24 protein-coding genes are annotated in these 25,919 nt (G+C 67.7%); 10 read left to right on the plus strand and 14 right to left on the minus strand.

Features of this window, described 5'->3' with window-relative positions:
• Positions 1-54 precede the first annotated feature (54 nt).
• From BMY25_RS10650 to BMY25_RS10660, 3 genes are read right to left on the minus strand one after another with little or no spacing between them, the layout of a single operon-like run.
• Complete coding sequence (locus tag BMY25_RS10650; protein ID WP_092496629.1) at positions 55-909, minus strand: ChbG/HpnK family deacetylase; 855 nt, start codon at positions 907-909, stop codon at positions 55-57.
• The gene (locus tag BMY25_RS10655; RefSeq protein ID WP_092496630.1) at positions 861-1,970 is read right to left on the minus strand and encodes a glycosyltransferase family 2 protein; all 1,110 of its coding nucleotides are present in this window, start codon (positions 1,968-1,970) and stop codon (positions 861-863) included. The genes BMY25_RS10650 and BMY25_RS10655 overlap by 49 nt, the downstream gene beginning before the upstream one ends.
• Positions 1,963-2,736, minus strand: a complete 774-nt coding sequence (locus tag BMY25_RS10660; protein WP_177176816.1) for a response regulator — start codon at positions 2,734-2,736, stop codon at positions 1,963-1,965. The genes BMY25_RS10655 and BMY25_RS10660 overlap by 8 nt, the downstream gene beginning before the upstream one ends.
• A gap of 636 nt (positions 2,737-3,372) precedes the next feature.
• On the opposite strand from BMY25_RS10660, the gene BMY25_RS10665 reads away from it, so the two are divergent.
• The 7 genes from BMY25_RS10665 to BMY25_RS10695 all read left to right on the plus strand — a co-directional run bounded on the left by BMY25_RS10665 (position 3,373) and on the right by BMY25_RS10695 (position 12,481).
• On the plus strand, positions 3,373-4,416 hold the full coding sequence (locus BMY25_RS10665; protein ID WP_238858285.1) for a UDP-glucuronic acid decarboxylase family protein: 1,044 nt from the start codon (positions 3,373-3,375) through the stop codon (positions 4,414-4,416).
• Positions 4,413-5,399 carry a UDP-glucose 4-epimerase GalE gene (galE, locus tag BMY25_RS10670; RefSeq protein ID WP_092496633.1) on the plus strand — a complete coding sequence of 329 codons (987 nt, stop codon included), beginning with the start codon at positions 4,413-4,415 and terminating at the stop codon, positions 5,397-5,399. The genes BMY25_RS10665 and galE overlap by 4 nt, the downstream gene beginning before the upstream one ends.
• Positions 5,400-5,458: 59 nt before the next feature.
• Entirely contained in the window at positions 5,459-7,309 is a 1,851-nt protein-coding gene (locus BMY25_RS10675) for a glycosyltransferase family 2 protein (protein ID WP_092496767.1), read from the plus strand.
• Positions 7,306-7,779 (plus strand): DUF995 domain-containing protein, encoded by a 474-nt coding sequence (locus tag BMY25_RS10680; protein ID WP_092496634.1) that lies wholly within the window; start codon positions 7,306-7,308, stop codon positions 7,777-7,779. Before BMY25_RS10675 ends, BMY25_RS10680 begins: the two co-directional genes overlap by 4 nt.
• 34 nt (positions 7,780-7,813) lie before the next feature.
• On the plus strand, positions 7,814-9,271 hold the full coding sequence (locus tag BMY25_RS10685) for a UDP-glucose dehydrogenase family protein (RefSeq protein ID WP_092496635.1): 1,458 nt from the start codon (positions 7,814-7,816) through the stop codon (positions 9,269-9,271).
• Between the two features lie 111 nt (positions 9,272-9,382).
• Positions 9,383-11,452 (plus strand): hypothetical protein, encoded by a 2,070-nt coding sequence (locus BMY25_RS10690; RefSeq protein WP_143061942.1) that lies wholly within the window; start codon positions 9,383-9,385, stop codon positions 11,450-11,452.
• A 78-nt stretch (positions 11,453-11,530) separates the two neighbouring features.
• Positions 11,531-12,481, plus strand: a complete 951-nt coding sequence (locus BMY25_RS10695) for a glycoside hydrolase family 26 protein (protein WP_092496637.1) — start codon at positions 11,531-11,533, stop codon at positions 12,479-12,481.
• A gap of 20 nt (positions 12,482-12,501) precedes the next feature.
• Here the strand turns inward: BMY25_RS10695 and BMY25_RS21450 are convergent, their stop codons facing one another.
• The gene (locus BMY25_RS21450) at positions 12,502-12,693 is read right to left on the minus strand and encodes a helix-turn-helix domain-containing protein (protein ID WP_092496768.1); all 192 of its coding nucleotides are present in this window, start codon (positions 12,691-12,693) and stop codon (positions 12,502-12,504) included.
• Between the two features lie 50 nt (positions 12,694-12,743).
• Here BMY25_RS21450 and BMY25_RS10705 point away from each other — a divergent pair, with 50 nt between their 5' ends.
• Positions 12,744-13,100, plus strand: coding sequence for a hypothetical protein (locus tag BMY25_RS10705; RefSeq protein WP_092496638.1), 357 nt, complete (start codon positions 12,744-12,746; stop codon positions 13,098-13,100).
• A gap of 31 nt (positions 13,101-13,131) precedes the next feature.
• On the opposite strand, the gene BMY25_RS10710 is transcribed toward BMY25_RS10705, so the two are convergent.
• The 6 genes from BMY25_RS10710 to BMY25_RS10735 all read right to left on the minus strand — a co-directional run bounded on the left by BMY25_RS10710 (position 13,132) and on the right by BMY25_RS10735 (position 19,312).
• Entirely contained in the window at positions 13,132-14,202 is a 1,071-nt protein-coding gene (locus tag BMY25_RS10710; RefSeq protein WP_092496639.1) for an ABC transporter ATP-binding protein, read from the minus strand.
• 9 nt (positions 14,203-14,211) lie between these two features.
• Complete coding sequence (locus BMY25_RS10715; RefSeq protein WP_092496640.1) at positions 14,212-15,024, minus strand: carbohydrate ABC transporter permease; 813 nt, start codon at positions 15,022-15,024, stop codon at positions 14,212-14,214.
• A 10-nt stretch (positions 15,025-15,034) separates the two neighbouring features.
• Entirely contained in the window at positions 15,035-15,937 is a 903-nt protein-coding gene (locus BMY25_RS10720) for a carbohydrate ABC transporter permease (RefSeq protein ID WP_092496641.1), read from the minus strand.
• Between the two features lie 67 nt (positions 15,938-16,004).
• A complete protein-coding gene (locus BMY25_RS10725; RefSeq protein ID WP_092496642.1) occupies positions 16,005-17,222 on the minus strand; it encodes an ABC transporter substrate-binding protein in 1,218 nt (405 codons plus the stop codon).
• Between the two features lie 114 nt (positions 17,223-17,336).
• Positions 17,337-18,281 carry a sugar phosphate isomerase/epimerase family protein gene (locus BMY25_RS10730; protein WP_092496643.1) on the minus strand — a complete coding sequence of 315 codons (945 nt, stop codon included), beginning with the start codon at positions 18,279-18,281 and terminating at the stop codon, positions 17,337-17,339.
• Positions 18,278-19,312, minus strand: coding sequence for a Gfo/Idh/MocA family protein (locus BMY25_RS10735; protein ID WP_092496644.1), 1,035 nt, complete (start codon positions 19,310-19,312; stop codon positions 18,278-18,280). Before BMY25_RS10735 ends, BMY25_RS10730 begins: the two co-directional genes overlap by 4 nt.
• Before the next feature lie 127 nt (positions 19,313-19,439).
• On the opposite strand from BMY25_RS10735, the gene BMY25_RS10740 reads away from it, so the two are divergent.
• Positions 19,440-20,492 (plus strand): LacI family DNA-binding transcriptional regulator, encoded by a 1,053-nt coding sequence (locus BMY25_RS10740; protein ID WP_092496769.1) that lies wholly within the window; start codon positions 19,440-19,442, stop codon positions 20,490-20,492.
• On the opposite strand, the gene BMY25_RS10745 is transcribed toward BMY25_RS10740, so the two are convergent.
• The gene (locus BMY25_RS10745) at positions 20,455-21,819 is read right to left on the minus strand and encodes an aminotransferase-like domain-containing protein (protein WP_092496645.1); all 1,365 of its coding nucleotides are present in this window, start codon (positions 21,817-21,819) and stop codon (positions 20,455-20,457) included. The genes BMY25_RS10740 and BMY25_RS10745 overlap by 38 nt on opposite strands.
• A 163-nt stretch (positions 21,820-21,982) precedes the next feature.
• Here BMY25_RS10745 and BMY25_RS10750 point away from each other — a divergent pair, with 163 nt between their 5' ends.
• Entirely contained in the window at positions 21,983-22,843 is an 861-nt protein-coding gene (locus BMY25_RS10750; RefSeq protein ID WP_092496646.1) for a DMT family transporter, read from the plus strand.
• A 13-nt stretch (positions 22,844-22,856) separates the two neighbouring features.
• On the opposite strand, the gene BMY25_RS10755 is transcribed toward BMY25_RS10750, so the two are convergent.
• Genes BMY25_RS10755 through BMY25_RS10765 form a run of 3 tightly spaced genes read right to left on the minus strand, consistent with a single transcriptional unit; the run spans position 22,857 to position 25,919 of the window.
• The gene (locus BMY25_RS10755; protein WP_092496647.1) at positions 22,857-23,996 is read right to left on the minus strand and encodes a Gfo/Idh/MocA family protein; all 1,140 of its coding nucleotides are present in this window, start codon (positions 23,994-23,996) and stop codon (positions 22,857-22,859) included.
• 31 nt (positions 23,997-24,027) lie between these two features.
• Entirely contained in the window at positions 24,028-24,795 is a 768-nt protein-coding gene (locus tag BMY25_RS10760; RefSeq protein WP_092496648.1) for a sugar phosphate isomerase/epimerase family protein, read from the minus strand.
• Between the two features lie 29 nt (positions 24,796-24,824).
• Positions 24,825-25,919 (minus strand): ABC transporter ATP-binding protein, encoded by a 1,095-nt coding sequence (locus BMY25_RS10765; protein WP_092496649.1) that lies wholly within the window; start codon positions 25,917-25,919, stop codon positions 24,825-24,827.

A 25,919-nucleotide genomic window follows, 5' to 3' on the forward strand; every position in this document is an offset into this window, starting at 1 on the left:
GCCGCCCGGTCCGGCCGGTGGCCTCCGCGTCGCACCGCCGGGCGGCGGGCCCGATCATGCCGCGGCCTTGCATGGCGGCCTCGTCACCTTGCTGCGTGGCCAGCCGGGCCACAGCAGGGCAGGCAGATCGGGCCGCCTCATCAAGGCGTCGAACTCCTGCCGCCGCCGCCCGACCACAGGATCGAGCGCGGCGAGTTCCGGGTCGGGAAAGCCCGGGTGGCACATGATCAGGTGGAGTTCGCCGGGCGCGCGCAGGAAGCGCTGAAATTCCTGCCCGAACGACGCTTTTTCGTCGAAGGGGGAAAAGCCGGCGAAGCTGTCATTGGCCCGGAAGCCCGCCTCGCGGACGGCTTCAGCGAAGCCACGGGCCAGGGTCCCGACGAACAGCGCCTTCGCGACCGGCCCGCCTCGTCGCAGTATGCGGTCGGCGCGATCGGCCGGGTCGCGGACAAGCAGCGCACGGCCGGCGTAGCGCTCGCGCAGCACGGAGAGCAGGGCGCTGCGGACCGTTGGCAGGACATGGACGTGCTGGTGCCCATCGACGAAATCCGGCGCGTTGCCGATTTCCCGTTCGAAGCGGTCCAGCTGGCGGTGGATCTCGGCCCGGACGCATGCCTCGGGAAGGCGCCCCGAGAAGGCAAGCGCCATCAGCCTCTTCAGGGCGGGAAGATCGCCGGAGGGCGCCAGCTCCGGGACGGGGGAGACCGCGCGTCCCGTCGTGAGATTGAGGTGCAGGCCGAGAGCCAGTCCCAAGCGAAGCTCGCGCAGCGGCGCCGCGTCCCGCTTCCACCGGTCCGTCGTGACCATCGCGCCCGTCGCCGACAGGCGGCCGGCCCGGCCAAGCGCCAGGATCCCCCGGCTCACGCCCTCGGCGAGGCCGTAGTCATCGGCGCAAAGGACGATACGCATGTTGGCTCCATCCTTCCCTCGGCCGGACGCGCCGCTTCCGCGGCCAGTCCGATCTCCTCGCTGACCAGAAACAGCGGCCGCCCCTTTACCTCCTCGTAGACGCGGGCGAGGTATTCGCCCATGAAACCCAGCGAGATCAGCTGGATTCCCGAGAAGAACATGATCGACACGAAGAGCGACGGGAATCCCGGTACGTCGGTGCCGAGAAGAACGGTCTCACCGATGAAGTATGCGGCATAGCTGAGCGCCACGAGCGACACGGCCGAGCCAATATAGGACCAGATCTTCAGGGGCGCTGACGAGAAGCAGATGATGCCGTCGATCGCGAACTTGGCGAGGCGGCGGAAGCTCCACTTGGACGTGCCGGCGGCCCGCTCCGCCACGCGGAAGGGCACCGTGGCGGAGCGGAAGCCCACCCAGGCGTAAAGCCCCTTGTTGAAGCGGGTGCGCTCGCCCAGCCGGTTCATCGCGGCCACGACCTTGCGGTCGAACAGCAGGAAGTCGCCGATCCCCTGCGGCAGGCGCGTCTGGCCGAGCGTGGCGAAAAGCATGTAGAACGTCCGGGAAAAAAGGCGGCGGAGCGGCCCGTCGGTGTCGCGGTCGGAGCGCTGCGCGAAGACCACGGAATAGCCCTCGCGCCAGCGCTGCAGGAGCGTCGGAATGGTTTCCGGCGGGTGCTGGAGATCGGCATCCATGGTGACGACGACGTCCGCATTCGGATCGGCGTAGCGCAGGCCTGCGGCGATGGCGGTTTCCTTGCCGAAGTTGCGGCTGAAGGAAATGGCCGTGATGCGCCGGTCGATCCGGTGCAGTTCGCGCAGGGCCCTGAGCGTGCCGTCGGCCGAGCCGTCGTCGACGAAAAGCACGCTCCAGTCGACGCGCATGCCCTCCAGCACCGCGGCGAGGCGCTGGATCAGGAGAGCGACGCCCTCCTCCTCGTTGAACACCGGCACGACGACGCAGAGGCGGGTCGGGGCGCCCGCCCGGCGCTCGGCCTGCGCATCGGAGCGGTCCGCCTGCGGGCGGATGCCGGCAAGCGTCAGCGGGTGCTGGTCAAGCATTGCGCCAGTCCTCCACGCTTGCCCGGCGATACTCCGCCCACGACCCCTGGCTCTTGTTCTTGAGCGCCAGTTCCGTGCGGCTGGTAACGCCGAGCTTCCGGAACACGGTATGGAGATGCATCTTCACCGTTCCCTCCGTGATCTGCAGGTCGTAAGCGATTTCCTTGTTGCGACGGCCGGAGCTTACGAGGCCGACGATGTCGCGTTCCCGCGCCGTCAGCGTCACGGGCTTGAGTTCGCCCCGCAGCCGCGATCCGAGGATGGATTCCATCGCGAACTTGGCGACCTCCGGCTGGATCCAGGAGGAGCCGGCGGCCACCGCCTCGATGCAGGCGAGGAGGTCCTGCGCCGTCGCCCGCTTCAGCACGACGCCGAACGCCCCCTCCCGGATCGCACTGGCGATGTCGGGAATATCGAAGCGATCGGTCAGCATCACCACGCGGGTCGGCAGGTCTTCCGCGCGGATCGCCTTCAGGACGCCGAGGCCGCTGATGCCGGGCAGCGCGATATCCACCACCACCAGATCGGGCCGTTCGCGGCGGATCGTCCGGAGCAACGGCTCGGTTTCGGTGCAGGCCGCGACGACATGGAACCGGGGCGCCGGAAAGGCGGTGCGGAGCCCCTGCAGCAGCAAGGGGCGCTCGTCGGCGATGGCGATCGTGACGGGGCCGGGTTCGCGGCTCCGGTCGTAGTGCCGGTCGCAAACGAGGCCGGAGTCCTGGCCTGGGGTCTGGGAAGGCGCGAAGATCTGCCGGGCGATGCTCATGGGCGTCTCCGTGCCGGGACAGACGCGAAAGGCGCGGTCGGCACGGCTCCAGTCGTACCCGCGGGACCGCCGGTGAAATCCAGGCACATGGCGAGCGGGCATGTGCAGAACGTCTCTGCAGCACGGTTCATATTCTCTGCCCCATAGTCTTGAATGCGCCTTGGAGCGGCGCTTGTTCAAATATTAACGCCCGTTAAGTTTCTGGTCCTAGTGGGTACAAAGGTGCATCACCTTAAACAGAGGGGATCATCTTTCCGGCGCTCGACCAACTTACCTCTGCCGGCCATCAACCTTCGGCGTAAGTTCTTGCGCGTCGGGTTAGGGACTTGCATCCCGCCGGAGCGAATTCACGCGTTCACCTAACTTTGGTTAGATCTCCAACTAACTAACGCTGAATTGAGAACTTCCCGCATCGCCGCGATCCTCGCTTCGGTCGGCTGATCGCACCCTCCGGGAGTGCCACCCAGCCGTCAGATCCAGCCGCATCCGGCTCCCGCCGGGCGGCCCGACCTCGGACAATTCCGGCCCGGGACGATCCTGGATCTCCGAACAACCGGTCCGCTTCCGCAACCCCCGCCGGGGCGCGTGGCGGTCTGTCTTGCAAGACGCGGAGGATGCACGGTGCTGCACGCGAATATTGAGAGAGCGGCTGTCCTTCCCGGTGGACCCGGGCCGGCCGGGGTTTTCGGAACCCGCCGCATCCTGGTGACGGGCGGGGCCGGCTTTCTCGGCTCCCACCTCTGCGAGCGCCTGATCGGCGAAGGGCATGAGGTGATCTGCCTCGACAACTTCCAGACGGGGCAGGAGCGCAATCTCCGCCAGCTTTCCGGCCATCCGCGCTTCGAGTTGATCCGGCACGACGTGGCCGAGCCGTTCTCGGTCGAAGCCGACGAGATCTACAATCTCGCCTGTCCGGCCTCGCCGCCGCATTACCAGGCCGACCCGATCCACACCCTGAAGACCAGCGTGCTGGGCGCGCTGAACGTGCTGGAGCTGGCGCGAACCACCGGCGCCAAGGTGTTCCAGGCATCCACCTCGGAGGTCTACGGCGACCCGCACATGCATCCGCAGCCGGAAAGCTACTGGGGCCACGTCAACCCGATCGGCCCGCGCTCCTGCTACGACGAAGGCAAGCGCTGCGCGGAAACGCTGTTTTTCGACTATGCCCGCCGCCACGACGTCCGCATCAAGATCGTCCGCATCTTCAACACCTACGGTCCCGGCATGCACCCGGAAGACGGGCGGGTCGTGTCGAACTTCATCGTCCAGGCGCTGAAGGGCGAGGACATCACCATCTATGGCGACGGCTCGCAGACGCGATCCTTCTGCTTCGTCCACGATCTGATCGACGGCTTCGTTCGCCTGATGAACTCGGGGCCGGAGGTGACCGGGCCTGTCAATATCGGCAATCCCGGCGAGTTCACGATGCTCGAACTCGCGAGCCTCGTGGTCGACCTCGTGAATTCCCCGTCCCGCGTCGTGTTCCGGCCACTGCCGACCGACGATCCGCGCCAGCGCCGGCCCGATATCTCCCGGGCGGACGCGGCGCTCGGCTGGAAGCCCAGGGTGCAGCTCGCCGACGGGCTGCGCATGACGATCAGCTATTTCGACGCCCTGCTGCGCGAGACCGCGACCGCTGCGACCCCCTATCGCCGCGCTCATGCGAGGGCGATGGCATGAGCGGCGGGCGCATCCTCGTGACCGGAGGGGCCGGCTATATCGGCAGCCATACCTGCAAGCTCCTGGCCCGGCAGGGCTATGAGCCCGTCACTTACGACAATCTCGTCACCGGCAACCGCGACGCGGTACGCTGGGGCCCGCTGGTGGAGGGCGACATCGCCGACGGCAACCGGCTCTGCCGCGCCATCGTCCGCTACGAGCCGGTGGCGCTGGTTCACTTCGCGGCGTCCGCCTATGTGGGCGAATCCGTCACCGATCCCGCCAAGTACTACCGCAACAACGTCGCGGGTACGCTGGAGCTTTTGGATTGTTGCCGCCGCTCCGGGCTCGGGCGGATCATCTTCTCCTCCTCCTGCGCCACCTACGGCATCCCCGCCGCGTTGCCGATCCGCGAGGACACGCCGCAGCGGCCGATCAATCCCTACGGCCGCAGCAAGCTGATGGCCGAGCACATGCTGGGCGATTACGCGGCTGCCTACGGGCTGCGCTACGTGGCGCTGCGCTATTTCAACGCCTGCGGGGCGGATCCTGATGGCGAGATCGGCGAAAAGCACGATCCGGAAACGCATCTGATCCCGCGGGCGCTGATGGCGGCGGCGGGCTCGGTGCCGCACCTTTCCGTCTTCGGCGACGACTATGCCACCGCCGACGGCACCTGCGTGCGCGACTACATCCATGTCAGCGATCTCGCCGAGGCGCATTTCCTGGCGGCCCGCCACCTCCTTGCCGGCGGCGACAACCTGACCGTCAATCTGGGCGCCGGGCGGGGCATCTCCATCCGCGAGATCCTGCAGGCCGTGTCGCGGATCACCGCGCGGTCCGTGCCGGTGATGATGGAGCCGCGCCGTCCCGGCGACCCGCCGGCGCTCCTGGCCGATCCCGATCTTGCCCGCGAGCGGCTCGGCTTCTCCGCCCGGTTCTCCGACATCGACACCATCGTGCGCACCGCCGCGCCCTTCTTCGGGCTGGAGGTCAGGGCATGAGCGAGCTTCAGGCCGGGAAGGGGGCTTCCTTCTCCCTCATGGAGACCGGTGCCGGAGCGATGCCTGCGGATGCCGGTATCGGCGATGCCGGGATCGTCACGGGGGGGCGCCAGCGCCCGTCGCCGGTGCTGCGGTCCATGTTCACGCCGCTGCAGGCCGTGGAAATGTGGGTGCTCGCCGCCGCCTGGATCGCTTCGCTCGTCTTCTTCTGGGCCTGGTGGTTCCGGCCGGAGCATGTGATCGGCACCGGGCGGATGGTGGCCAACAGCCTGATCCTCGGCTGGCTCTCCGTCATCCCCGCCTATTTCGTCTTCATCGCGCTCAGGGCGCAGGTGCCGTCCGCCGCCGTGCCCGTGCGTCCGGGCCAGCGCGTCGCCATGGTGGTGACCAAGGCGCCGTCGGAGCCCTTCGCAATCGTGCGGGAAACGCTCGAGGCGATGCTCCGGCAGACCTATGCGCACGACACCTGGCTGGCCGACGAGGATCCGACGCCGGAAGCGATCGCCTGGTGCGAGGCCAAAGGCGTCGCGATTTCCACGCGCAAGGGCCGCGCCGACTATCACCGCGCGACATGGCCGCGGCGCACCCGCTGCAAGGAAGGCAACCTCGCCTTCTTCTACGATCGCTTCGGCTACGATCGATACGACTTCGTGGCCCAGCTCGATGCCGACCACGTGCCCGCCGGGACTTATCTGGAGGAGATGCTTCGGCCCTTCGCCGATCCGCGTATCGGCTACGTGTCCGCGCCCAGCATCTGCGACCGCAATGCCGGGGAGAGCTGGTCTGCCCGGGCGCGGCTCTATGCGGAAGGCGCGCTGCACGGCGCCCTGCAGGCGGGCTACACCAACGGGCTCGCGCCGCTCTGCTTCGGCTCGCACTACGCGGTGCGCACGGCGGCGCTGAAGGAAATTGGCGGCCTCGGCCCGGAACTGGCGGAAGACCATTCCACCAGCCTCTTCATGAATGCCGGAGGCTGGCGCGGCGTCCACGCGATCGACGCCATCGCGCATGGCGACGGTCCGCGCACCTTCGCCGACATGGCGACGCAGGAATTCCAGTGGTCTCGCAGCCTGATGATGATCCTGCTGCAATATACGCCGGGCCTGCTGGCGCGGCTGCCGTGGCGGCTGAAGCTGCAATTCCTGTTCTGCCAGATCTGGTATCCGCTGTTCTCGCTGATGATGCCGGCCATGTACCTGGTGCCGCTGGCCGCGCTCGTCTTCGACGTCAACATGGTGGGCGTCACTTATCCCGAATTCGCCGTCCGCTTCGGGCTCGCCACCGCCTTCCTCCTGGCCTTCGTGATCCGGCTCCGGCAGCTCGGCGGCACCCGGCCCGGCGACAGCAAACTGGTGAGCTGGGAGGCGACCTTGTTCCTCTTCGCCCGCTGGCCCTGGTCGCTGATGGGCGTCGTCGCCGCCTGCCGCGACTGGTGGATGGGCAAGACGGTGGAGTTCCGCGTCACGCCCAAGGGGAACGACGGGGTCTCGCCGCTGCCGGTCCGGGTGATCCTGCCCTATGCGCTGCTGTCGCTCGGCTCCGGGTTGCCGGTGCTGCTGCTCGGGCCGCGGCACACGGCGACGGGCTTCATCCTCTTCGCGCTGATGAACTGCCTGCTCTACGCGCTGCTCACGCTGACGATCCTGATCGGTCATCTCCGGGAGAGCTGGAACGGTCGCCTCCGGTCGCTGGCGGGCTGGCTCTTTCCCTCGCCGCAAGGCGCGCTGCTGCGCACCGGCCTGCTCGCGGTGATGCTGGCCGTGCCGGCGATCGGCGTGCCGCGCGAAGGCGGCGAGGGGCTCCGCGCCGTGCTTGCCGGCTCGGCGGCGGTCGCTGCCCGCATTCCCGGCCACGATTGGCTGGCGCGGGCGATGTTCAGGACCTTTCCGGAACGGGAGTATCTGAGATGATGCCGATCAATCGCGCAGTCGCGGCAATCCTGATGGGCGCCGCTGCTTTCGGCTCCCTCGCGGCCTCGGCCGCCGGGAAACCCCAGATACCGAGCGGGCGGCAGCCCTCGCCGGTGGAAATCCGCGCCATGTTCAGCGGCCGGCAATGGGTCTGGCCGGACGGGGTGGGCATCCTCGCCGCCGATGGCACCTTCACGGCGCGGGCCTTCAAGGGCAACACGGCCTGGACGTCGGCGCGGGGTGCCTGGTTCCCCACGAGCACCGGGCAGATCTGCTTCCGCGCCGTCTGGTTCTTCAAGGGCGGACAGCGCAGCGAGACCACCTGCCATTCCCACCGGAAGATCGGCCGGATGATGCAGGAAGAGCGGGATTCCCTCGGCCGCTGGTATCCCTTCAAGACCAATCCCGGCCGGGCCGATGACGAGATCAACAACCTGATGCGCCGCGATCTCGCGCTGGCGAGCCATTGAGACTTCCCCAAAGCCAATCGAGAGGAGTTGGAGCATGCGCGTTGCAGTGATCGGTGCGGGATATGTGGGGCTGGTGTCGGGCGCCTGCTTCGCCGAAATGGGACACGAGGTGGTCTGCCTCGACAAGGATCCGGCCAGGGTCGCCTCGCTGCTTGGCGGTCGTGTGCCGATCTACGAGCCCGGCCTCGACGAGATGGTGCGGGCGAATGTCCAGGTCGGGCGGCTTTCCTTCTCCACCGACCTCGCCCCCGCCGTGCGGGATGCCGAGGTCGTCCTCATCGCCGTGGGCACGCCGGCGCGCCATTCCGACGGGCGGGCGGATCTCTCATACGTCTATGGCGCGGCGCGCGAGATCGCCGAGGCGGTGGCGGGTTATACCGTGATCGTGACGAAATCGACCGTGCCGGTCGGCACCGGCGACGCCATCGAGCGCATCATCCGGCGCCACCGGCCGGAAGCGCGGGTCGCCGTCGTCTCCAATCCGGAATTCCTGCGCGAGGGCGCGGCGATCGGCGATTTCATGGAGCCGGACCGCGTCGTGGTCGGCACCGAGGATTCCCGCGCCCGCGCCGTCATGGCCGAGCTCTACCGCCCGCTTGCGGAGCGCGGCGCACCGGTCCTGATGACGGGGCGGCGAACCTCGGAGCTCATCAAGTACACGGCGAATGCGTTCCTCGCGATGAAGATCACCTTCATCAACGAGATCGCCGATCTCTGCGAAAGCGTGCACGCCGACATCGCGGACGTGGCGGACGGCGTCGGCCTCGACAGCCGGATCGGCGCCCGGTTCCTGCAGGCCGGTCCCGGCTATGGCGGCTCGTGCTTCCCCAAGGACACGCTGGCGCTGTTGCGCACGGCGCAGGATTACGGCGTCTCGCTGCGGCTGGTGGAGGATACGGTCTCCGTCAACGATGCGCGCAAGCGGGCGATGGCGCGCAAGGTGATCGAGGCGCTGGGCGGATCGGTGGAAGGGCTGACGGTCGCCGTGCTCGGCCTCACCTTCAAGCCCGACACGGACGACATGCGCGAGGCGCCGTCGCTCTCGCTGATCGACGCTTTGCAGCGGGGCGGCGCCCGCATCCACGCGCACGATCCCGCCGGCATGGAGCAGGCCCGCCAGCACCTGGAGGACGTCGCCTTCTTTGCCGATCCATACCGATGCGCCGCCGGCGCCGACGCGGTGGTGCTGATGACGGAATGGCAGGCGCTCTGCTCGCTCGATCTGGCGCTGCTGCGCGAGGCCATGGCGGGCGTCGTCTTCGTCGATCTCCGCAACGCCTATCCAGAGGAGCAGCTGCTCCGCCACGGCTTCTTCGTCAGCGGCATCGGTTCGGCGCCGAAGCGGCCGCGCCCGCAGGTGGTGGCGGCCGACGGGCCGGCGATGATCGACCGCAGCGCGACCCATTTCGGGATGCCGCCCTCCGACGATGAGGACGACGCTTCCGCGACGGGCCGGCAGGCGAACGGCCACTCCCTCGCGCTGACCGTCTGAAGGCCCCTGGGAGGGCTGCTCCGGCGGCCTTGCCCCTCGCCACGAACCCGCAGCCGCCGGTCTCCGGCTGCTGCCCGCACACCACCGGTTCTTCGGACAGGAAAATCCAGCATGCCAGCAAGCGGAAAGATCGGGAATCGCGGAGATCTCGCGATGATCTGCGGCGTGATCGCCCTGTCCTCCATTCTCTACATCGGCAGCCTCGGCTTCACCTCCGACGATTATTCCTTCCTGTCCGCGCTCGCCTTCGCGCCAGACCAGTCGCCGCTGGGCATGTTCCGGAATTTCTGGGGCGGCATCGTTTCCATCCGACCGATCCAGATCCTGAACCTCGTGCTGCTCTACAGGCTCTTCGGCTTCCATGCCTTCGGCTATCACCTCGTCAATCTCGCGGTCCTCTGCGCGACGGCCTGCATGCTGCTCGTCGTGCTCCGCCAGTTGCGGGTGCCGCGACTGCCGGCAGTGGCGATTTCGCTCCTGTTCCTGCTGCTGCCGCATGCCTCGACCGACCGGTTCTGGATCGCCGCCTTCCAGATCCCCTTGAGCCTGCTCTTTTTGCTGGTGAGCATGCATCTCGACCTCCGGTCCGTGCAGGTCGGGCGGGATGCGGGCCGGCTTCGCTTCTGGACGGGTGAGATCGCCAGCATCGGGGCCCTCCTTTGCAGCGGGCTGGCCTACGAGATCGCGCTGCCGCTGTTTCTGGCGGGTCCGGCGGCGATGCTCGCCTTCAACCTTTTTTCCGGTCCGCCGCACCGTCCCTGGAGCACCGTGAGCTTCGGTCGCGACCGGCTGGTGATCGCGGCCTGCCGGGTCAGCACGCTGCGCTCGGTCTATGTCTTCGCGCGCAATTTCCTGATCGTCGGCGCGATCTTCGCGTTCAAGTCGGCCATGAACCAGCGGGGCGGCCTCTCCGGCGGCGCTTCGGCCCTTCTGGGCCATCTGCTCGCCAATGCCCGGCAGGCGACGGCGAGCGGAGGCGGCGAGGCGGATTTCGGACTGAACGTGCGGCGCTTCCTCGGCACCGCCTATGTCGACTACGGAGTGGCGCTGCCGCTCACGGCCTGGCGCATCTGGCGGGAATTCGGCGACTGGAGGGAACTCGCGCTGGCCGTGACCATCGGCGCGGCGGTGGCGGTCTGGCTCGGCTTCGCCGCCCGTCGGCAGGCGCCGCTCAGGCCTTCGCAGATGCTGCTGCTGGTGGGCCTCGGCCTCCTTGTCTCGGCCCTCGGCTGTGCCGTTTTCCTGCTTGCGCCCGACATTCAGTTCACGCTGGCCGGCATCGGCAACCGCGTCTTCATGGTCTCCGTCATCGGCACGGCGGCGGTGCTCGCCGGATCGGGCGGGCTCGCCGGCTGGATCGTCACGGCAGCGGTGACGGACCGCCCGGGCTCCCGTCTGGCGGGTCTGGTCTTTGCGGCGCTCGTGGGGATCTTCGCCGGCAGCGGTGCCCTGATGAACACGGTGATCGGCTCCTTCTGGGTCGATGCCGCCGAGCGTCAGCGGGCTATCCTCGCCGATATCCGCGACGACGTGCCGAGCCTGCCCCGCGGCGCCGTCCTCATTCTCGACGGGCCGTGCCGCTACAGCGGGCCCGCGCCGGTATTCGAATCGCCTTGGGACCTCGCCAGCGCGCTGCAACTCACCTACGGCGACCCGACGATCCGCGCCGACATCGCGAGTTCGCGTCTGTCGATCGGCGACGATGCGCTGGGTAGCTCCCTCTACAGAACGGCTTACCGATATCCCTATTCCCCGACGCTGCTCGTCTACGACCGGACACATGGCCGGCTGCAGGCGCTGCCCGATCGGGACGCGGCGGAAGGCTATTTCCGTGGGGCCGACCGTTCGCCCGACCGGTGCCCGCCGGCCTTTGAAGGCGTAGGGGTCCCCGTCTTCGCCGCTCTCCTGCCCTTCGCCATGCCGCTCAGCGGGGCCGATGCTCCCGTCACCGCCCTGGAGGTTCCGCCCTCCGGCCCCGGGCTGCCCGTAAGCCCTCCGGTGGCCGTGGCCGCGGCCTTGGCCTTGGCAGATGCGAACGGGGAGAACGACGCCCCGGCCTGCTCGCTGCGATCCCTGCTGCTCTGCGAGGCCGATGCCATGAACGGCCCCATCATGGATCTTGCCCGTGCGCGCCAGTTGCGATCGGCCGCGCTTCGGGACGTCCGTGCCTCGATGGATTGACGCGCGCTCGCGCCCGACCGGATATTGTCGGATGCGCGAGGCATCCGGCATGCCTGCGTCTCCCGCAGCGGAGGAAACATGCCACGGCTGACACGACGGCACTTCTTTTCCGCGGCAGGGCTGGTTCTGGCGGCCGGCGGCGCAGGCGTCGCGGCAAGGCTGCGCGGCGAGGTCACCGCCGCGGCCGCCGCCGCGCAGGGCGCCGTCCCCCTGCGGCTCGGAGCCTACGATCCGGAACGGCGGCTGGCGGGCATGAGCGGCCTGTCCGTCCATCATGCCTTCATCGCCTGGAACGACGTTTCGACGGTGCCGGAGGAGCGGCATTATGCGCGCAGCCTCGGGCGCCAGCTACTGCTGACGGTGGAACCGTGGCCCAGGAAGCGGGATAGCGAGGCGGAACGCGAGACGCTGTTCGCCGACATCACCGCCGGACGGTACGACGCCGAGATCAGCGCCCTTTGCGCGACCCTGCCCGGCGAGGGCGAGGAGGAGGTGTTGCTGCGTTGGGGCCATGAGATGGAGGATCCGGACGGCCGGTATCCCTGGGCCCAGCAGGACCCTGCGGGTTTCATCGCGGCCTATCGCTATGTCGTCCGGGCTTGCCGGGCGCTCGTGCCGCATCTCCGTTTCGTCTGGTCGCCGAAGGGCGAAAGCGGTCTGGCGCGCTATTATCCGGGCGCGGGAGACGTGGATCTGGTGGGCCTGTCGGTCTTCGGGCTGGAAGCGGCCGACATGGACAATACCGGTAGCGCACAGGATTTCCCGGCGGCGCTCTCGGCGAAATATCGCCGCGTCGTCCGTTTCGGCAAGCCGCTGGTGATCGCCGAGCTCGGCGTCGCCGGCGGTTCGGACTACCGCAGGGCGTGGCTGGACAGCATCGCCACCGGCGCCCGCCAGTTTCCGCTGCTGCGCATGGCGGTCTATTTCGACGACCGGGAATCCAGCGCCTGGACGGGTTACGGCACGCCGGACTGGCGGCTCGACCGCGAACTGGCGATGCAGTTCAGCCGGCAGGGGTCCCGCGCCTGAAGCGGCGGCTGTGCCCGTCGCTATTCGCGGCCTTGGTGGCTGGGGTGGCAACCGGGGTGGCGGCTGGCTCCCGGCGACAGGCCGAAAGCCTTGCGGAAGGCGGTGGAGAAATTGGCAGGGCTGGAATAGCCGGCCAGGAATGCGGCCTCGGCGATGCTGACGCCGTTCCGCTCGATGGCTGGCGGGCTCGATGCAGCTTGCGGAGGTGGAATACGTTCGCGCGCGCGATACGGCCGTGTAGATCGCGACGGGCGGCGCCTATGTGGCCAGGAAGGGCGGCATCGCGGCCGGCACGGGCTTCACGCCAGAACAAGCGCAGGAGAGCCTCGTGACCTTGCTGGCGGAGCCGGGCCTCCACGATCTCGGCGCCGTCAAGCGGGGACGTGCTTTCGGGCTCTGGCAGTTCTTCAACGATACGCCGCTGAATGTCGTGGCGATCGAAATCCCAGGGGCAGGCGGCTTCCGCCAGCACCGTGCGCTCGGCGTCCCGCGCCTTGACCAGCCGCGCCAAGCCGCCTTCTTCCAGCAGCAGCGCGTAAGAGCGGTTCAGCCCTGCACGCGCGCCGCGAGGTCGGCGCTCGGGCCGAGATGCACCGTCAGCGTGCTCTTGTCCGTGTAGTCGGCCCGTTGCCGCGTGCCGTACCCGGCTGTCAGATCGCGGCTTCCGTAGCGGGGTCGAACAGGCGCAGGTTCTCGGGGTCGATCTGCAGCCGGACGGGTTCGCCGCGCGCCGCCGCCATGCGCCCCGCCTGCGAAACGGTGATCGGCGCGCCGGCAAGCCGCGCCTCCATGAAGGTCATGCTGCCCGTGGATTCCAGAAGTTCCACCGTCGCCTGAAGGCCCGTCGCGTCCGATGCCGGGCGGATCTGGAGATGCTCCGGTCGCATGCCGACAAGGATCTCGCGACCCGGCTCGACCTCGCGCCCGAGGTCGATCCGCTGCCCGTCGGCCTCGCCCAGAATGGCGGTGCGGCCGTCTTCCGCGACCCTTGCGGGCAAAAAGTTCATCGACGGCGAGCCGATGAACCCGGCGACGAAGCGGTTGGCCGGCCGGTCGTAGAGATCCAGCGGCGCGCCCTGCTGCTCGATGCGCCCGGCGCGCAGCACCACGACGTAATCCGCCATGGTCATCGCCTCGATCTGGTCATGCGTGACATAGACGGAGGTGGCGCCGAGCCGTTCGTGCAGCCGGCGGATTTCGCCGCGCATGCGGACCCGCAACTCGGCATCGAGGTTGGACAGCGGCTCGTCGAACAGGAAAACCTTGGGATTGCGCACGATGGCGCGGCCCATGGCGACGCGCTGGCGCTGGCCGCCGGAGAGTTCGCGCGGCTTGCGGGAGAGCAGGGCGGTGAGCCCCAGCGTGTTGGCGGCGGACTTCGCCCGCTCCAGGATCTCCTCGCGCGGTCGCCGCTTCAGCCGCAGCGAATAGGTCATGTTCCGCTCCACATCCATGTGCGGGTAGAGCGCATAGGACTGGAACACCATCGCCACGTCCCGCTCGCGCGGAGGCCGCGTATTCATCACCTCGCCGGCGATGCGGAGCGTGCCGCCGGTGAACTTCTCCAGCCCGGCGATGGTGCGCAGGAGCGTGGACTTGCCGCAGCCGGACGGACCGATCAGCGCCACGAAGGAACCGGCCGGGATCTTCAGGTTGATGTCCCGCAGCGCGTGGTAGGCGCCGTAATGCTTGTTGAGGTCGTCGATTTCGATCTGGTTCATGGTGCGCCCCTATTTCAGTGCGCCGGCGGTGAGGCCGCTGACGATGCGACGCTGCAGCAGGACGAAGACGATCAGGATGGGTGTGATGTAGATGGCGGAATAGGTCATGATCCCGTTCCAGTCGTTGATCTGCGGGCCGACGAATTCCGACAGGCCGACGGTCGCCGTCTGCAGGCTCTTTTCCGAGATCAGCGAGCGGGAATAGACGAACTCGCCGAAGGATTGCAGGAAGATCAGCACGGAGGTGACGAGAATGCCGTTTCGCGCCAGCGGCACGATGATGCGGAAGAACGCGCCGATGCGCGAATTGCCGTCGACCAGCGCCGCCTCCTCCAACTCGCGCGGCACCTGCAGGAAGGTGGAGCGACAGATCACGATGTAGAGCGTCAGGACCTTGGCGGCCTGCGCCAGCGTCACGGCCAGGCGCGGCGTGGCCAGCAGGCCCATCTGGTTGAAGGCGACGAAGAGCGGCGTCACCATCAGCGAGGAGGGCAGGACCTGCAGCATCAGCACCGTGAAGAGCGCGACGCTGGTCCAGCGATTGCGGATGCGGGCGAGGCTGTAGGCGGCCCCCGTGCCGATCACCACCGTGATCGCCGTGACGCCGACCGCGATCACCAGCGAGTTCCACAGGTACGACGCCATGGAATGCTGGAGGAAGACCTGCCGGAAATTCCACTGCGGGTGGGGGGGCCAGAAGGTCGGCGGATACTGGAAGATCTCCGTGCCGGATTTCAGCGCCGTGACATACATCCAGTAGAGCGGAAACAGGTAGACCGCGACGCTGACGAGCGCGACGGCGAGCAGGATGTATCGCTTCATGCCGCGACCCTCACGCTGACTGCTCGTTCGTGGTGGAGCGCACGTAGATCGTCGCCACCACGATCACGACCGCGATCATCATGACGGCGATGACGCTGCCGGCGGAGATCTCGTAGGTCTCGAAGGAGAGCTGCCAAGACCAGTATTGCGCGACGTTGGAGGAGTTTGCCGGCCCGCCCTTGGTCAGGCCGGCGATGAGGTCGAACTGCTGCAGGGTCAGGATAACGCCGAGCGAGACGACGGCGCCCAGCGTCGCCCGCATCATCGGCAGGGTCATCGAGAAGAAGCGCTGGAAGGCGGTGGCGCCGTCGAGCTCCGCCGCCTCGTAGATATCGCGCGGAATGGCGGCCAGACCGACGGACAGCAGGATCATGTTGAAGGGAATGCCCAGCCAGATGTTGGCGATGATCACGGCGTAGAGCGAATAGGCGGGATCGGAGAGCCAGAAGATCTTGCCCGTCACGATGCCGAGATGGTTGAGCACGTAGTTCAGGACGCCGAAATCGCCGGCGAAAATCCATTTCCACACAGTGCCGACGACGAGGCCGGGCATGATCCAGCCGGCGAGGAAGAGGCCGCGCAGAAAGGTGGCCGCGGGGAAATCCTGCTGGAAGAGGAGCGCCAGCCCGAAGCCGAGGCCGAGCTGGAACACGATGGAGAGCAGGACGAAGATCGCGGTGTTCTTGACGATCAGCCAGGCTTCCGGCCGGTTGATGACGTCGATGTAGTTCTGCCAGCCGACCCAGGGCCGGTTGAAATCGGTGATGGAGAACATGTCCACCGACTGGAAGGACATGATCACGTTGTAGACGAGCGGGAAGGCGGAAAAGACCAGGAGATAGGCGACCGCGCAAAGGATCAGCACCGCGTCGAAGCCGCTGCCTTCCCGGAAGGTTCTGAAAAATGCCGTCATGCGATCCTTCGCCTTTGGTGCCGGGGAAGGTCGCGCCGGGATCGCTCCCGGCGCGACGGGGGCGACATCACTGGGTGAGAAGCGGCTTGATGGTCTTCTGCGCCTGCTCCAGCGCGGTCTTGGCGTCGGTCTGGTGCGTCAGCGTCGACTGGATGGCCGTCTGGATCGCTTTGGAGATCTTCGGCCAGTTGGGGTTCGGGCCACGGGCGCGGGCGTATTTCAGCTGCTCGGTGAAGACGGCGTAAGCAGCCGGCCATTTCGGATCGGCGACCACGGCGGTCTTCACCGCCGACATCATGCCGAACTCGTTCCAGTTCCGGTTCGCCTGCGAGTAGACGTATTCCAGGAGGCCGAAGGCTTCCTGCGGGTGCTTGGTCGTCTTCATGATGACGTTGTTGAACTCGCCGAGGGCGGAGGCGCGGGGCGATCCGTCCTTCTCCACCGGCAGCAGCGCCACGCGGAAGTCGAACTTGGCGTCCGACTGCATGCGCGGCAGCTCCCACGGGCCGGAGATCACCATGGCGGCGTTGCCGGCATTGAAGGTGCCGGTGGAATCCCACTGCGAGCGGATCAGCGTGTCGGGCGAGGCGAGCTTCTCGTCGAGGAGCTTCTGCCAGAATTGCAACGCCCGCACGGCGCCGTCGCTGGCGATGGAATCGTAATCGGCGCCGGCGGTCTGCACGAAGGGCAGGAACTGGAAGGTGCCCTCCTCGGTGCCGACGGCGGAGAAGGCAAGGCCGTAGACGTTCCTGGCCGGGTCGTTCAGCGCCTTGGCGTCCTGATAAAGCTCCTCCCAGGTGCGCGGCGGCTTGTCGGGGTCCAGTCCCTTCGCCTTGAACATGTCGGCGTTGTAATAGAGCGCCAGCGTGTTGGAGCCGCGCGAAATGCCGTAGATCTTGCCCTTCCAGGTGCCGGAATTGCGCGGGCCGGGGAAGAGGTCGTCCGGCTTGATGACGCTCGACTTGGCGATGAGCGGATCGAGGTCGAGCAGCACGCCGCGCGAGGACACCATCGCGTTGTCGGGATTGTCGACGGCCACGACATCGGGCGCGTTGCCGGTCGCATAGGCCCGCGTCAGATCGTTCAGCATGTTGCCAAGATCGACATGCTTGATGTTGACGGTGATGTCGTCGTGCTTCTTGTCGTATTCCTGCGCCAGCACGTAGGATTGCTGGCCCTCGTGCTCGGTCGTCCAGAACTGCAGCGTCACCGGCTCGGCAAGTGCCGGAGCGCCGGTGGATGCGGTCAGGAGCAGCGCTCCCAATGCGGCTTTGATCTTCGACATGGCAGCCTCCCTAAGGCGTTGCTTCGGCTTTGTTTGATCCCGCTTCTGGCTGCGGGTGAAAGGTGCCGGGAGGACGGAGGAAGCCCTCCCGGCGGCTCCCATTCGGGCTGTTGTTCAGGCTAAGGCTCGGGCTCCGGCGGGGTTGGCGACGAACTCCGCGCCCCCGCGGCACCGCTTGAGGTAGTTCAGTCCGGCGACCTGGCCCGTCATCTCCAGCGCGTCGCGATAGACGGGGTCGTGCCAGCCCTCGATATCGATGGAGCCGGTATAGCCGGCGAGGCGGAGCTCGGAGATGACGTCGGTCCAGTTGCTGTCGCCGAAGCCGGGCGTCCGCATGAAGACGAAGGGCACCTTGCCGAAGACGCCGTGCTCGCGGATCACCTCCCAGCGGATCGTCGCGTCCTTGCCATGGACATGGAAGAACTTCGGCGCCCATTTGCGGATCTGCGGCATGGGGTCGATCAGGTAGACCATCTGGTGGCAGGGCTCCCATTCCAGCCCCAGATTATCCTCCGGCACCTCGTTGAAGATCAGCTCCCAGGCATCCGGGTTGTGGGCGATGTTCCAGTCGCCCGTCGCCCAGTTGCCTTCCATGGAGCAATTCTCGAAAGCGAGCCGGACGCCCTTGTCGGCGGCACGCCTGGAAAGCTCGCTCCACACTTCGCGGAAGCGGGGCAGGGAAGCCTCGATCGGCTTGCCGCGAACGCGCCCGGTAAAGCCGGCGATCGTATGGGCGCCGAAGAGATGGGCATTGTCGATCAGCGTCTTCCAGCCTTCCAGCGTCTGCCGGTCGGTATCGGTCTCCTCCAGCGGATTGCCGAACATGCCGAGCGTCGACATCGTGACGTCGGCGTCCCCGATCGCCTCGCGGAGCTCGCCGGCGAGGCGCGGAATGTCCTTGCCGCCCAGCGTCTGCCAGAAGAAGGGTTCGATGCTTTCAAAGCCGTGCGGCAGGATCTCGCGGACATAGGCTGCGGGGTCGGCGATGTTGCACTTCACCATCGTGCCGATGCGGATCGCGTCGGCTGCGCCGGTCGCGTTCGCGGGAATGTCGGTCATGTCTGCTCCGGGATCTCGATTGCGACGCGCCGGCCGGTTTCCGCGCTTTCGATGGCGCCGAAGACCATGGCCAGGCTCTGGATGTTTTCGCGGTTGATCGTTTCGGGCGTGCCGCCTGCGCGCACCGCCTCCACGAAATCGGCGATGACGCCGGCATGGCCGCCGATCCGCATTTCCGGCGGGGGCGGGGGCACCTCTACGGTCCGCATCTGCGAGAAGAAATCGCCGGTTGCGGCAACCGCCTCCGCCTTGAAGGTGTCCTCGCCGTCCCAGGTGAGGGTGCCGGTCTCGCCGATCACCCGCCACTGGCTTTCCCAGCTCGTACGCAGGCCTTCCGCGCACCACGAGCCGCGATAGGTGAAGACGACATGGTCCTCCATCTCGAAGATGGCGGTAGCAGCGGCGCCTTGCGCGTACCAGGAATTGGACGGGTTGCTCTCGTGGCAATAGACGGCGAGCGGTCGCCTGGCGGAGACGTAGCGGCCGGCGTCGAAGGTGTGGATCGCCATGTCGAGCAGCAGCACGTGTTTCATCTCCTCGCGAAAGCCGCCGAAATGCGGCCCGAGGAAGAAGTCGCAGTGCAGGGACGTGATCTTGCCGATCGCGCCTGAATCCAGGAAAGCGCGCATGCGGCGCACGCCGTCGATGTAGCGGCGGTTCTGCATGATGGCATGCAGACGATGCGTCTCGTCCGCCGCGGCCAGCAGGGCCCGCGCGTTCTCCATCGTGTCGGCCATCGGCTTTTCCGAAAGCACGTGGCAGCCATGGCGGAATGCGGTTTCGACGACATTCCGGCGCGCGGCGGGAACGACCACGTCGAAGAGGATGTCGGGTTTCGTTTCGGCCAGCACGGCGTCCAGATCGGTCCCGATGACGGCGTGTGTCAGGCCGAACTGATCGGCACGCGCCTGCGCGGCCTCCCGCGAAAGATCGACGAGGGCGACGACCTCGAAATCGTGGATCTGTTTTGCGGCGTCCAGCCAGGCGCGACTCATCGCACCGCAGCCGACGAGCGCTGCACGCAAAGCCATACATCCTCCCGTGGTTCCGCCCGGGGTCTTCGCCCCGGCTGGGATGGAACCGTAAACGTTTACGACGCTATCACGAAGCTTTAGGATGTCAATCGCCCGACCCACGGCGAAGCAGGATTACGAAGCCATGAGTATCCGGGATCTCGCGCGTGCCCTCGACATCTCCATCGGGACGGTGTCGCGCGCGCTGAACGACCGCGCCGACGTCAATCCGGAAACGCGGCGGCGGGTGCTGGAAGCGGCGGCGGCGATGGGGTACGCGCCCAACCAGTCCGGCCGCTCGTTGCGGCAGGGCACGACCAATGCGGTCGCCTTCATGATTCCCAACGACCACGACGTGGCGGCGCTCGGCAACTCGTTCTTCATGAGCGTGTCGGATGGGTTGCAGCCCGTATTGATGGAGGCGGGCCTCGACCTCTTCGTGCTGCTCTGCCCGTCAGAGATGGACAAGAACGCCTTTCTCCGACGCGTGGTGGAACGGCGCATCGCCGACGGCGTCATCATCTCTTCCATCGAGCGGCAGGATTCCCGCATCGACTATCTGGTTGGGCGCAACGTTCCCTTCGTCGCGCTGGGGCGGTCGCTGTCGGGCGGCGCCCATGCGTGGGTCGATCTCGATTTCGAGGGCGTGATCGCGCAATCCGTGTCGCGGCTGGCGCGGCTCGGCCACCGACGGATCGCCTTTTCCAGTGCGGGCGGCCGGATCAACTTCAGCTTCATCTTCGCCGAAGCCTATCGGCGCGCGCTGGAGGCGGAAGGCCTCTCCTTCGATCCCGCGCTGATGATCCGCGAGGACGGCACGGAGGAGGGCGGCTACCGGCTGGGCGACCGTCTGCTCGCGATGCCGGAGCCGCCGGGCGCGGTGATCCTTGCCGACGAAACCATGGCGATCGGCCTTTACCGCCGGCTCTATGAGGCCGGACTGACGCCGGGGCGCGACCTCGCCGTCATTGGCTTTCGCGACAGCCCGCATTGCCGCTTCCTGTCGCCACCGCTCACCTGCTTCCGCCTGTCGCTGCATGACCTTGGGAGGCGGCTCGGCGAGATCATGCTGGAACGGCTGAAGGGCGGCGGAGGCGCGGATCGTCCACCGCAGGAAATCTGGCCGATGGAACTGGTGGCGGGGGAAAGCGACGGGCGGCCTAGCCACCGCCTCCGACCGCCCGCAGCGAGCGCCTGAGCCCGTCGATCACCGGTTCACCGGTCTGGGCGACGTTGAAGCGCATCAGGTCCGGCGCGGACTGGGTGACGCTGAAGACGTTGCCGGGCGCGAGGACGATGCCGCCCCGCAATGCGGCCCGGGCCAATTCTGCGCCGTCCGTTCTCTCCGGCAGTCGGCACCAGAGGTAATAACCGCCGCGCGGCTCCACCCAGGGACGGATGCCCAGCGGCTCCAGCAGTGCCGACACCTCGCGCCGACGCCTAGCCAGCCGCGAGCGCAGGCCGGCGAGATGCTTGCGATAGCTGCCGTCCCCGAGGGCGCCGAGCACGATCTCGGCGGCGACCGGGCTGGGACCGCCGAAATTGGTCGCCACCTGCAGGTCGACCAGTCCCTCGATCCAGTCCGGTCGCGCCGCGATATAGCCGCAGCGGATCGAGGCGGAGAGCGTCTTGGAGAAGCTGCCGATCCGGATCACGCGGGAAAGCCCGTCGAGGGCCGCCAGTCGGGGCGATGGCTCGGGTTCGAAATCGGCGAAGATATCGTCCTCCACGATCGTGAGATCGTGCGCCGCGGCCATGATCAGGACACGGTGCGCGGTCTGCGGCGAGAGCGATGCGCCCGTGGGATTGTGGATCGCGGAATTGGTGATGTAGAGGCGCGTGCGATGCGCTTCGAGCGCTTCGGCGAAACGGGCGGTATCCGGGCCGGTCGGCGTGTAGGGCACGCTGACGACCCGAACGCGGTGGGCGCGCAGCAGAGCCTGGAAATTGAAGTAGCAGGGATCGTCCAGCAACACGGTGTCGCCGGGCTGCAGGAGGAACCGGCAAAGGAGGTCGATCGCCTGCGTGCCCGATGCGGTCAGCAGGATCTGGTCGGTCCCGGCGTCGATCCCCTCGGCCGCGAACTGTCGCGCCAGCAGTCCGCGCAGGGCGAGGGAGCCGCGCGTGGAGCCGTAATCGGCCAGCAGCGTGTCCTCGGCCTTCGCCAGATTGCGGATCGCCCGGCGGATCGCGCCCTCGGGCATCCAGTCCGCCGGCAACCAGCCGCATCCGGGCCGGAGCACACCCGGCGCCGCATCCAGCGATTGGCGCGACACCCAGAGCGGGTCTATCTCGCGATCGAGGCGCGGCCCGACCTCCGCCAGCGCCAGCGGCGGCACGGCTCCCGCGACATAGAAGCCGGAGCCGGGGCGTGACCGGATCAGCCCCTCCGCCGCCAGCCGGTCGTAAGCCTCCACCACGGTGGAGGGCGAAACCTTCATGGCCTTCGCAAAGCCGCGGATGGAGGGAAGCTTCTCGCCCGGCGTCAGGACGCGGCCGCTCATGCGGCGGCGGATCTCGTCCATCACGTCGCCCGTGCGCGTGGCGGGCCTGCCCGCATCCGCATTTCCGACATCGCGCCCAAGCGTGTGGCTCCGATTATCCATACAGTTCGGGGGCACTGTACGGGACCGTTCCTGTCGCGGCCAGCGCTTACGGGGTAAGCGCGGAACCGGAACGGAGCTCGTCATGCAGCGGAAAACCGAAGGCTGGGGCAGCGGCCTCCTCGGCGTCATTATCTTCAGCGGCTCGCTTCCGGCGACCCGCGTGGCCGTTGGCGGCTTCACGCCGCTTTTCCTCACATCGGCGCGCGCGATCATCGCGGCGTGCCGCGCGGCCGCGCTGCTCGTCCTTTTCCGCCAGAAGCGGCCGCCGGCGAGCGACTTCGCGACACTCGCCGTGGTGGCGCTGGGCGTCGTCGTGGGTTTTCCGCTGCTCACCGGACTGGCGCTGCAGCACATGAATTCCGCGCATTCCATCGTCTTCATCGGGCTCCTGCCGCTGGCGACGGCGCTCTTCGCCGTGCTGCGCGGCGGGGAGCGGCCCAAGCCGGCCTTCTGGTTCTTCTCCGTTCTGGGTGCGCTTTCGGTGGCAGGCTTTGCGCTCCGGCAGAGCGGTGGCGGCTCTCTCGTTGGCGACCTGCTGATGGTCGCCGCGATCCTTCTTTGCGGTCTGGGCTATGCCGAAGGCGCGACCTTGTCCCGCCGCCTCGGCGGCTGGCAGGTGATCTCCTGGGCGCTGATCGTGGCCCTGCCGGTCATGCTCGTGATCGGCGTGGCGACAATGCCGCATGTCTGGAGCGCGATCCGCGCGCCGGCCTGGGCGGGGCTCGGCTATGTCTCGGTGTTCAGCATGCTGCTCGGTTTTCTGTTCTGGTATCGCGGGCTCGCGCTGGGCGGCACGGCAGCGGTCGGCCAGCTTCAGCTGCTTCAGCCCTTCTTCGGCCTGATCCTCGCGGGCGTCCTGCTGGGCGAACCCGTCGCCTGGCCAATGGTCGCGGTGACGGGCTTCGTCGTGCTCTGCGTGGCCGGTGCCCGGCGATTTACCTGAACGCCGGGTCTCGTCAGCCCTGCAGGAACACCTCTTCGCCGGTCCCTTCCGGAACGGGCTCGGGGCGGGCGCAGGTGCTTTCGATGGCGATATGCCGCCCCTCCGCCGAGGAGCGCCCGAAGGCTTCCATCACCTCCAGCGCGTGGAGGGCGAGGTCGCCGTTGGCGCGGTGCGGGCGGCCGGCCCGGATCGCCGCCGCCATGTCGAAGACACCGATCATCCGGTAATCCGCGACTGACTTGCCGTCGTCCAAGGATCGGTTCGGCGTGCCGAAGGGTTGGGCGGAGATATCGACCGGCTGCCACTCGCCGTCGCGGTCGGTGACCTCCGGCGTGCCGCCGAAGAAGTTCGGATCGGGGATGAGGAGGCTGCCTTCCGAACCGTAGAGCTCGAAGGGAATGCGACGGTTCTTCCACACGTCCCAGGACGCGGTCAGGGAGACGTTTGCGCCGCTGGCGAATTGCAGCACGCCGTTGACGGTGGTCGGCACCTCCACCGCGATCTCCTCGCCCCGTCGCCCGGCGCTGCCGATCGTCCGCTTGGGATAGCCCTGTGTCGCCACCGAGGTCACGCGGGTGACCGGCCCGAGCAGGTTGATCAGCTCTGTCACGTAATAGGGGCCGACATCGAGAATCGGCCCGCCCCCCGGCTTGAAGAAGAAATCCGGGTTCGGGTGCCAGCTCTCCATGCCGCGCGAGATGACGGCGGCGGAGCCCGCGAGCACGTGGCCGATGCGCCCGCCGTCGATCAGTCGCCGGCAGGTCTGGTGCGCGCCGCCCATGAAGGTATCGGGCGCGCTGCCGACGCGGAGATTGCGGGAGGAAGCCGCCTCGGCCACGGCGCGGGCGTCCTTCAGGAGCGCGGCGAAGGGCTTTTCGGAATAGACGTGCTTGCCCGCTTCCAGCACCTGCAGGCTGACGCCGGCATGGGCGAGCGGCACGGTGAGATTGATGACGATCTCGATCGCGGGGTCGGCGAGAAGCTGGTCGATGCCGAGGGCCGCGATGCCGTATCTGGCCGCCTGCGCCTCGGCCGTTTCGGGCCGGAGGTCGGCGCAGGCCTTGAAGCGCACGAGTTTGGAATTGGCGGCGCCGGTGAGATAGGCGTCGCTGATATTGCCGCAGCCGATCAGGCCGAGTGTCACGGGTTCCATGGGAGGCGTCCTGGAGTCGGAGAGGGAAAGGTCAGACGGGCAACCGCGCGAGATAATCGAAGCTCGCCTTGGCGAACGTGTCGGGGTGTTTCGGATTGTCGTGCTCGACGACCATCCATTTCGCGCCGACGGAGCGCGCCTCTGCCCAGAGCTTCCGCCAGTCCAGCGTACCGGAGCCGACATCCGTCCAGCCGTCCTCGTCCGTCTTTTCGCCGGCGGGCGCGATATCCTTCACGTGGACGGAGATGATGCGCGCGCTTTCCCGCGCCAGCCATTCGGAGGGATCGGCCCCGCCGCGCGCCAGCCACGCGACATCCGCCTGCCATGCCAGCGGCGCTCCGGGGGCCCCTTCGAAGAGGTGGGCGAGGGCGGGCCTCCCGTCCTCCATCGGCGCCAGCTCCCAATGGTGATTGTGATAGCCGAAGCGGATCCCGGATCCCTCCATGCGGCGGGCGATCTCGCCGAGTTCCGCTCCGAGCCGCTTCCAGTGCGCGCCGTCGCCCTGCCGGTCCGCTTCCGCGAAGGCGGGCATGAAGAGTTGCTCCAGGCCGATCGTCCGGGCGGCATCGACCACCCAGTCGAGCCGCTCGCGCAGATCCCCCATGCCGACATGGCCGGATGGGGCCTTGAGCCCGCGCGCCTGCAATTCCCGCGCGGTGCCGGCGGCATCGGCGAAGTGCGAGCCGATCGTCTCGACATTGCGATAGCCGGCGTCCGCCACGGCATCGAGCTGCCGGACGAGATCGCCGTGATTGCGGAGGCTGTAGAGCTGGATGGAAATGACGTCGCTTGCCTTCATGACGATGGCCTCTTGAACAATGAGGGGGATCAAAGCCGGTTTTCCGTCTCGGCGGAAAAGACGGAAGCCTTGGAGATGTCGAAGCGGAGCCGCGCGTCATGCGGCAGTCCGCGCGCGCGATCCGGCGGCAGGCGCACGGAGATCGTCCGCCCCGCCCAGTCGAACCAGCAGAGCGTGTCGGCGCCCATCGGCTCGGTGAAGCGGAGTGCCGCCTCCACCACGACGTCCTGCGCCGCGCCGCCGGTCTCGTCGGCCAGCGAGATGTCCTCCGGGCGCAGGCCCACCACGATGGGTTGGCCGTCGCTGAGCCGCTCGGCGAAGGGGTAGGCCTCGAGCGGCAGCGATTGCGATCCGACCACCGCCTTGAGGCCGCCGGCGGTGGACAGCGTCGCGGGAACGAGGTTCATCGCGGGCGAGCCGACGAAGCCCGCCACGAACAGGGTCGCCGGCCGCTCGTAGAGCGTCTGCGGATCGGCATATTGCTGCACAACGCCGCCGCGCATGACGGCGATCCGGGTCGCCAGCGTCATCGCCTCGATCTGGTCGTGCGTGACATAGACGATGGTGGAGCCGAGTTTCTGGTGCAGCCGCTTGATCTCGACCCGCATCTCCGTCCGCAGCTTGGCGTCCAGATTGGAGAGCGGCTCGTCGAAGAGGAAGACCTTCGCCTCGCGCACCAGCGCCCGGCCGATCGCCACGCGCTGGCGCTGGCCGCCGGAAAGCTGGCCGGGCTTGCGGTCGAGCAGCTCGCGGATCTGCAGGAGGTCGGCAACCCAGGCGACGCGACGCCCGATCTCCGCGCGCGGCACGTGGTTGACCTTGAGCCCGAAGGTCAGGTTCTGCCGCACGCTCATGGTCGGGTAGAGCGCGTAGGACTGGAACACCATGGCGATGCCGCGCCGGCTCGGCTCCTCGTCCGTGACGTCGGTGCCGCCGATGCGGATCTCTCCGTCGGTGGTCTCGTCCAGTCCGGCGATCGTGTTGAGCAGGGTGGACTTGCCGCATCCGGAAGGGCCGAGCAGCACGGTGAACTCGCCCGGCTCGACCTCCAGGTCGATATCGCGCAGCACATGCAGCGCGCCATAGGATTTGTTGAGGTGGCGAATGGAAATGCCGGCGCTCAT

The sequence above is a fragment of the Faunimonas pinastri genome, assembly GCF_900110915.1.
Classification (GTDB): domain Bacteria; phylum Pseudomonadota; class Alphaproteobacteria; order Rhizobiales; family Afifellaceae; genus Faunimonas; species Faunimonas pinastri.

Bases quoted from the DNA above. Each gene is read 5' to 3' on its own strand.
- BMY25_RS10650 (WP_092496629.1), bottom strand. From the start codon at position 909: ATGCGTATCGTCCTTTGCGCCGATGACTACGGCCTCGCCGAGGGCGTG.
- BMY25_RS10655 (WP_092496630.1), bottom strand. From the start codon at position 1,970: ATGCTTGACCAGCACCCGCTGACGCTTGCCGGCATCCGCCCGCAGGCG.
- BMY25_RS10660 (WP_177176816.1), bottom strand. From the start codon at position 2,736: ATGAGCATCGCCCGGCAGATCTTCGCGCCTTCCCAGACCCCAGGCCAG.
- galE (WP_092496633.1), top strand. From the start codon at position 4,413: ATGAGCGGCGGGCGCATCCTCGTGACCGGAGGGGCCGGCTATATCGGC.
- BMY25_RS10675 (WP_092496767.1), top strand. From the start codon at position 5,459: ATGCCTGCGGATGCCGGTATCGGCGATGCCGGGATCGTCACGGGGGGG.
- BMY25_RS10680 (WP_092496634.1), top strand. From the start codon at position 7,306: ATGATGCCGATCAATCGCGCAGTCGCGGCAATCCTGATGGGCGCCGCT.
- BMY25_RS10685 (WP_092496635.1), top strand. From the start codon at position 7,814: ATGCGCGTTGCAGTGATCGGTGCGGGATATGTGGGGCTGGTGTCGGGC.
- BMY25_RS10690 (WP_143061942.1), top strand. From the start codon at position 9,383: ATGCCAGCAAGCGGAAAGATCGGGAATCGCGGAGATCTCGCGATGATC.
- BMY25_RS10695 (WP_092496637.1), top strand. From the start codon at position 11,531: ATGCCACGGCTGACACGACGGCACTTCTTTTCCGCGGCAGGGCTGGTT.
- BMY25_RS10710 (WP_092496639.1), bottom strand. From the start codon at position 14,202: ATGAACCAGATCGAAATCGACGACCTCAACAAGCATTACGGCGCCTAC.
- BMY25_RS10715 (WP_092496640.1), bottom strand. From the start codon at position 15,024: ATGAAGCGATACATCCTGCTCGCCGTCGCGCTCGTCAGCGTCGCGGTC.
- BMY25_RS10720 (WP_092496641.1), bottom strand. From the start codon at position 15,937: ATGACGGCATTTTTCAGAACCTTCCGGGAAGGCAGCGGCTTCGACGCG.
- BMY25_RS10725 (WP_092496642.1), bottom strand. From the start codon at position 17,222: ATGTCGAAGATCAAAGCCGCATTGGGAGCGCTGCTCCTGACCGCATCC.
- BMY25_RS10730 (WP_092496643.1), bottom strand. From the start codon at position 18,281: ATGACCGACATTCCCGCGAACGCGACCGGCGCAGCCGACGCGATCCGC.
- BMY25_RS10735 (WP_092496644.1), bottom strand. From the start codon at position 19,312: ATGGCTTTGCGTGCAGCGCTCGTCGGCTGCGGTGCGATGAGTCGCGCC.
- BMY25_RS10740 (WP_092496769.1), top strand. From the start codon at position 19,440: ATGAGTATCCGGGATCTCGCGCGTGCCCTCGACATCTCCATCGGGACG.
- BMY25_RS10745 (WP_092496645.1), bottom strand. From the start codon at position 21,819: ATGGACGAGATCCGCCGCCGCATGAGCGGCCGCGTCCTGACGCCGGGC.
- BMY25_RS10750 (WP_092496646.1), top strand. From the start codon at position 21,983: ATGCAGCGGAAAACCGAAGGCTGGGGCAGCGGCCTCCTCGGCGTCATT.
- BMY25_RS10755 (WP_092496647.1), bottom strand. From the start codon at position 23,996: ATGGAACCCGTGACACTCGGCCTGATCGGCTGCGGCAATATCAGCGAC.
- BMY25_RS10760 (WP_092496648.1), bottom strand. From the start codon at position 24,795: ATGAAGGCAAGCGACGTCATTTCCATCCAGCTCTACAGCCTCCGCAAT.
- BMY25_RS10765 (WP_092496649.1), bottom strand. From the start codon at position 25,919: ATGAGCGCCGGCATTTCCATTCGCCACCTCAACAAATCCTATGGCGCG.